This is a genomic window from Neoroseomonas rubea (assembly GCF_016106015.1).
Taxonomy (GTDB): domain Bacteria; phylum Pseudomonadota; class Alphaproteobacteria; order Acetobacterales; family Acetobacteraceae; genus Neoroseomonas; species Neoroseomonas rubea.
Genome location: NZ_JACADQ010000261.1, coordinates 1 through 6,048, shown reverse-complemented (window position 1 = coordinate 6,048; position 6,048 = coordinate 1). Strand labels below are relative to the sequence as shown.

6 protein-coding genes and 1 pseudogene are annotated in these 6,048 nt (G+C 71.1%); 3 read left to right on the top strand and 4 right to left on the bottom strand.

Annotation, left to right across the window (positions count from 1 at the left end):
* Window positions 1–309 (bottom strand): annotated as a pseudogene (locus tag HW577_RS18960) (hypothetical protein); the annotation flags it as partial.
* A 265-nt stretch (window positions 310–574) separates the two neighbouring features.
* On the opposite strand from HW577_RS18960, the gene HW577_RS18955 reads away from it, so the two are divergent.
* Entirely contained in the window at window positions 575–1,294 is a 720-nt protein-coding gene (locus HW577_RS18955; RefSeq protein WP_198377703.1) for a response regulator transcription factor, read from the top strand.
* A 32-nt stretch (window positions 1,295–1,326) separates the two neighbouring features.
* Here the strand turns inward: HW577_RS18955 and HW577_RS18950 are convergent, their stop codons facing one another.
* A complete protein-coding gene (locus HW577_RS18950; RefSeq protein ID WP_232475059.1) occupies window positions 1,327–2,061 on the bottom strand; it encodes a DUF5765 domain-containing protein in 735 nt (244 codons plus the stop codon).
* Between the two features lie 124 nt (window positions 2,062–2,185).
* On the opposite strand from HW577_RS18950, the gene HW577_RS18945 reads away from it, so the two are divergent.
* Window positions 2,186–2,572, top strand: coding sequence for a carboxymuconolactone decarboxylase family protein (locus HW577_RS18945; protein ID WP_198377701.1), 387 nt, complete (start codon window positions 2,186–2,188; stop codon window positions 2,570–2,572).
* A 63-nt stretch (window positions 2,573–2,635) separates the two neighbouring features.
* Here HW577_RS18945 and HW577_RS18940 read toward each other — a convergent pair whose 3' ends face one another.
* The gene (locus tag HW577_RS18940; protein WP_408639542.1) at window positions 2,636–3,982 is read right to left on the bottom strand and encodes an ammonium transporter; all 1,347 of its coding nucleotides are present in this window, start codon (window positions 3,980–3,982) and stop codon (window positions 2,636–2,638) included.
* Window positions 3,983–4,010: 28 nt separating this feature from the next.
* Window positions 4,011–4,349, bottom strand: coding sequence for a P-II family nitrogen regulator (locus tag HW577_RS18935; protein ID WP_198377699.1), 339 nt, complete (start codon window positions 4,347–4,349; stop codon window positions 4,011–4,013).
* 185 nt (window positions 4,350–4,534) lie between these two features.
* Between HW577_RS18935 and HW577_RS18930 the strand changes: the two genes are divergently transcribed.
* Window positions 4,535–5,797: a UbiH/UbiF/VisC/COQ6 family ubiquinone biosynthesis hydroxylase gene (locus HW577_RS18930; protein ID WP_198377698.1), complete on the top strand. Its 1,263-nt coding sequence runs from the start codon at window positions 4,535–4,537 to the stop codon at window positions 5,795–5,797.
* The last annotated feature ends 251 nt before the right edge of the window (window positions 5,798–6,048 follow it).

Here is a 6,048-nt window from a genome sequence, read left to right as displayed (position 1 = left end):
TTCCTCCTCGGCCGCGTGGGGCACGGGGCGATGGAGCACGGCGGCGGCACGGACGGGGGCGAGCAGCAGCACCGGCGCGCCGAGCGAGGCGGCCGCGAGGTCGGCAAGGCCGCGCGCGCCCACCGTCTCGGCCGCCACGACCAGCAGGCAGGTGTCAGCGCCGCGCAACAGCACGGGCGTGCCGCGGCGCAACTCGGCCACGGCGCGGTGCACGGCCCGCTGCGACAGCGACGCCGCATCGGCGGGCACGACGGGGATCGTCTCGTCAGTCGCGAGCTGGCCGGGAGGCGTCATCGTCTGGCGTTCCATTCTTCGATCCATGGCGCGCCGGGAATATGGCGCGCCAAAGGCAACCGGGGGTGGGCCCTCTGGCATCCCGTGGGGCCTCCGGGATGTGGTACGCGCGACAGAAGCGTCCAGATGCATCCCCCGTCAATCACACGTGCGCGATTTTGCTTCCCGAACGGTCCTACCGCTGGCACAAGCCGTCACGGCACGGCATACCTGTCGCGGGGGCTGACGCACCCGCCAAAAAGACCGCGCGGATGCGTGCTTGGATAGAGGATGACGGGGGATGTCGGGGCCGCGCCCTGTTCTGATCATCGAGGACGATTCCGCGCTTGCCGAAACGCTCGCGGAACAACTGGGCCACGAAGGTGATTTCGAGCCGGCCGTCAGCGCCTCGCTCGCCGATGCCGAGACCCGGCTTGCCGGCTCCGGCGCCAGATTCGACCTCGTCCTGCTCGACCTGACCCTGCCGGATGGCGACGGGCGCGAATTCTGTACGCGGCTGCGCCGCGGCGGATACCGCATGCCGGTCATCATGCTCACCGGCTCGGACGGGGAACAGGACATCGTCAGCGGGCTGGATGCCGGGGCGAACGACTACATCGCCAAGCCCTTCCGCATGAGCGAGCTGCTCGCGCGCATGCGCGCCCAGCTGCGTGTCTACGACAGCAGCGAGGACGCGATCTTCCAGATCGGGCCCTACCTGTTCCGGCCTTCCGCCAAGCAGCTGCACGACCCGTCGCGCGGCAAGCGGCTGCGGCTGACGGAAAAGGAATCGGCGATCCTGAAGTTCCTGTACCGCGCCGGCGGCAAGCCGGTGCCGCGGCAGATCCTGCTGAACGAGGTGTGGGGCTACAACAGCCACGTCACCACCCATACGCTCGAGACACACATCTACCGCCTGCGCCAGAAGATCGAGCTGAACCCCGCCGATGCGCGGCTGCTCGTGACGGAATCGGGCGGCTACCGGCTGGAACTGGACCCCGCTTCCTCCTACGCCGCCTGATCTGGCGCCGCGCGCGCCAGAAGGGCGCCGCCTCATGCCCGCCATGAGGCGGGCCAGAGGAACCAGGATCGCGTCTCGAGCCCCGCCCGGATCGGGCGGGAGAGGCTCGCCAGGATGATGCCGATCGAGAACAGGCACCAGATCGCGGGCATCTCGTTCGCGGTCGCGGTGAGCATCGAGGCCAGCCCCGGCCCCACCAGCGCGTGGAACAGCACGAAGCGCCAAGCGCCGTAGAGCAGCGGCAGCAGGAAGGCCGTGGCGATATAGGTTGGGAAGCCGTTCGCGATGATCGGCAGGTCCGACACCATCGCCAGCATGTCGTTGCGCGGAATGCTCCAGCCGATATGCCATTCGCCCGGGACGACGCAGGGCCCCGGCCCGCAAAGCACGGTGCCAGCGCGGCAGGCGCCCGCCCAGGCGAAGGGGTATGCCTGCAGCAGCATCACCGCGGCCGAGGCGCCGCAGGCGATCCAGACCGCCATCCGCACGCCGCGCCGCACCGTCGCGGGCACCAGGCACAGGGCGAAGGCGTTGATGAAGAAGGGCTGGAAGGCGATGTGCAGGTAGGAGAGCAGCGCGGTCGCCTGGTTCGCCGGCGCCGCGCACTGGCCGACCGTCGCATGGCCCGCGACCTGCAGCGCTTCCATCAGCGTGAACCAGCCGAGCACGAGCGGGATCGCGGGCGGTTCCCGCCTGCGGATCGTGACCGCCGTCGCGACCGTGCCGGTCGCCACCATCGCGACGGTCGCTTCCATCGACCAGCACATCGGCGGCCCTCCCGCCGGCACTCTGCCCGAAGGCGCGGCCGTGTCACCTGGCCGGACGGGGGCGCAACATCCGGCACCGTCCCGCGCTACGCTTCGCCGCGCCGACCCACGACGCGAGGAGCGCATGACCCGCCTGATCAACCACGCCGAGGCACCGCCCGAGGTGCGCGCCGTCTACGACGACATCAAGGCCGTGCGCGGCGTCGCGGACGTCAACAATTTCTGGAAGGCGCTCGCCGTCCATCCGCCGACGCTCGCCCGGACCTGGGAGAGCCTGAAGCAGGTGATGGCGCCGGGCGCGCTCGACCCGGTGGTGAAGGAGATGCTCTACCTCGCCGCCTCGGCCGCGGCGGGCTGCGCCTATTGCGTCGCCTCCCACACCGCGGCCGCGCGGGCGAAGGGCATGACGGACGAGATGCACGGGGAACTGCTTGCCATCCTCGGCATGGCGGCGGAGACGAACCGGTTGGCAGAGGCGCTGCGCGTGCCGGTCGACCCGGCCTTCGAATAGCAGACGGGCCCGGGGATCTCTCCCCGGGCCCGCCGGTTCAGGCGCGCGCCGAGGCGCGTCGCGTCAGTTGATGCGCTCGCCGTGCATGGTCACGTCGAGGCCCTCGCGCTCCTCTTCCTCGGTCACGCGCAGGCCGACGATCACGTCCACGACCTTGAGCAGGATGAAGGTCGCGACCGCGGTGAAGACGACCGTCGCACCCACCGCGGTGCACTGCTTGATGAACTGCGCCATGGACCCCGAGATGCCTTCCGGCGCCGCGGTGGTGGCCGAGAGCGGGCCGTAGGCGAGGAAGCCCACCAGCAGCGCGCCGACGATGCCGCAGATGCCGTGCACGCCGAAGGCGTCCAGGCTGTCGTCGTAGCCGAGCGCGTGCTTGAGCGCGGTCGCGCCCCAGTAGCCCGCCAGGCCAGCCGCGACGCCGATGATCAGCGCCGAGCCCGGCAGCACGAAGCCGGCCGCCGGGGTGATGGCAACGAGGCCCGCGACGGCGCCCGAGATCGCGCCAAGGACGGACGGCTTGCCCTTGATCATCCACTCGGCGAAGACCCAGGCGAGCACGGCGCCGGCCGCGGCCACCTGCGTCACCAGCATCGCCATCGCCGCGCGCCCGCCGCCCGAGGAGGCGGCCGAGCCGGCATTGAAGCCGAACCAGCCCACCCAGAGCAGCGACGCGCCGATCACGGCGAGACCCAGGTTGTGCGGCGCCATGTTCTCGGTGCCGAAGCCCACGCGCTTGCCGAGCACGATGGCCGCGACCAGGCCCGCGACACCGGCGTTGATGTGCACCACCGTGCCGCCCGCGAAGTCCAGCGCGCCGTCCACGAACAGCCAGCCCGAGGGATGCCACACCCAGTGCGCCACGGGGCTGTAGACGAGCAGCGTCCACAGCGAGATGAACAGCACGAGGGCGGAGAACTTCATGCGGTCCGCCACCGCGCCGGTGATCAGCGCGGCGGTGATGACCGCGAAGGTCATCTGGAACATCACGAAGAGCGATTCGGGGATGGTGAAGGCGACGGTCGCGTCGCCCGTGCCGAGCGTGAAGGGCTTGTCCCAGTTCTCGGCGAGCCCGTTCAGCAGGATGCGGGAGAAGTCGCCGAAATAGGCGCCGCCATTGCCGAAGGCGATGGAATAGCCCGCCACCATCCACAGCACCGAGACGAGGCCGCAGATGAAGAAGGACTGCATCATGGTGGCGAGCACGTTCTTCTTGCGGACCATGCCCGCGTAGAAGAGCGCCACGCCCGGGATCGTCATCATCAGGACGATCGCGGTGGAGGTGAGCATCCAGGCGGCGTCGCCGGTGTCCACCTTGGGGTCGTCGGCCGCCATCGCGGGCAGCGCCGCGAACATCAGGCCCAGTGCGGCGAGGCCGCCGCGCGCGATCATGCGCTTCACCTTCGTCATGTCCTTTCCGTGCATGGTCGCCGGCCCGTCAGAGAGCCGAATTGTCGGTCTCGCCCGTGCGGATGCGCAGCGCGCGCTCCACATCGAGGACGAAGATCTTGCCGTCGCCGATCTTGCCGGTGCGCGCGGTCGTGGCGATCGCCTCGACCACCGCATCCGCGAGTTCGGCCGGGACGGCGACCTCGATCTTCACCTTGGGGAGGAAGCTCACATGGTATTCGGCACCACGGTAGATTTCGGTCTGGCCCTTCTGCCGGCCGAAACCCTTCACCTCGGTCACCGTCAGCCCCTGCACGCCGAGGGGCGTGAGCGCTTCGCGCACCTCATCGAGCTTGAAGGGCTTGATCACAGCCATCACGAGTTTCATGGCGCCGTCCTGTTCCTTTCTCCGGCGGGAGTAGGGCGGTGGCTTCCAAGAGCCGTGCCAGAGCCGCCAGGCGCCGCCCGCCGCCGGACCGCGTCGCGGGCGCAACAGCGGGCGCCGAACAATTGTGCGAATGCACAATACGAAGGCAGGCTGGCAGGCGCGCCATGCCCGCCTAGATTGCAGCCATGAACACGTCCCTTGAGGTCGAGGTCTGCATCCTCGGCGCCGGTCCCGTCGGGGCCACCCTTGCCGCGGCACTCGCCGCCGGCGGCGTCCGCGCCGCCGTGGTCGATGCCGCGCCGCTGCCGCCCATGGAGATACCGGATTTCGACGGCCGCGCCTATGCGATCGCCCTGACGTCGAAGCGCCTGCTCGACGCCGCCGGCGTGTGGGACAGGCTGCCCGAGGCGCCCTGCCCCATCCTCGGCATCCGCGTCGCCGATGGCCGGCCCGGCGAGCCTGCCTCCCCCCTCTCGCTGCATTTCGACCATGCCGAGGTGGGGGAGGACCCCTTCGGCTGGATGGTCGAGGCGCGCGGCCTGCGCGTGGCGCTCAACGCGCGGCTGCCGCTGCTGCCCGAATTGTCGGTCTTCGCGCCCGCCACCGCGACGGTGGCGCGCGGGCCGGATGGCGCCCTGGTGCGGCTTTCGACCGGGCAGGAGATCCGCGCGCGGCTGGTCGTCGGCGCCGAGGGCCGCAATTCGGTGCTGCGGCGGGAGGCGGGGATCCCCGCCGCGCGGCTCGACTACCACTGCATGGGCATTGTCGGCGCGGTGGCGCATGAGAAGCCGCACCACAACATCGCGCTGGAGCAGTTCCTGCCGCACGGGCCCTTCGCGCAGCTGCCGATGAACGGCATCGCGGGCCATCCGCATGTCAGCGCCATCGTCTGGACGGAGCGGACGGCGATCGCGCGACGGTGCCTCGCGCTCGACGATGCGGCCTATGCGCGGCAGCTCCAGGCCCGGCTCGGCGACCATCTCGGCCGCGTCAGCCCGATCGGGCGGCGCTGGTCCTATCCGCTGTCGGCCATGCATGTCGCGCGCTACACCGCCGAGCGCATGGCCCTGGTGGGCGATGCCGCGCACGGCATCCACCCGATCGCGGGCCAGGGGCTGAACCTCGGCTTCCGGGACGTCGCGGCCCTGGCGGAGCTGGTCGTCGAGGCGGTGAATGCCGGCGAGGACCCGGGCAGTGCGACGGTGCTGGCGCGCTACCAGGCGGCGCGGCGGCCGGACGGGCTGCTGATGCTGGGCGCGACGCATGTGCTGGAGCGGCTGTTCTCCTCGAGCCTGCCGCCGGTGCGGATCGCGCGCCGGCTCGGCATCGCGGCGGTGGACCGGATGCCGCGGCTCAAGCGCTTCTTCGCGGCGCGCGCGATGGGGCTGGGGGGCGCGACGGGGCTGCTGGCGGGGCAGCCCATGGCGCGCGGCGCCGGCGCGGACTGACGACGGCCGCCGAAGCCGCAAAACGGATCGCGGCGCGGTCAGGCCGCGATCCGCGAGCGTGAAACGCGACCGCGCCCAGGCCTGCAGCCGCCCCCGGCGCGCCAGCCCATGGCGCGAAGGCAAGGCGGCCGGACGGCCGCCGCCCGCCGTCTGAGGAACAACAAAAACGGATGGCGGCAGGCCGCGATCCGCGAGCGCGAAGCGCGACCGCGCCCAGGCCTACAGCGGCCCCCGGCGCGCCAGCCCATGGC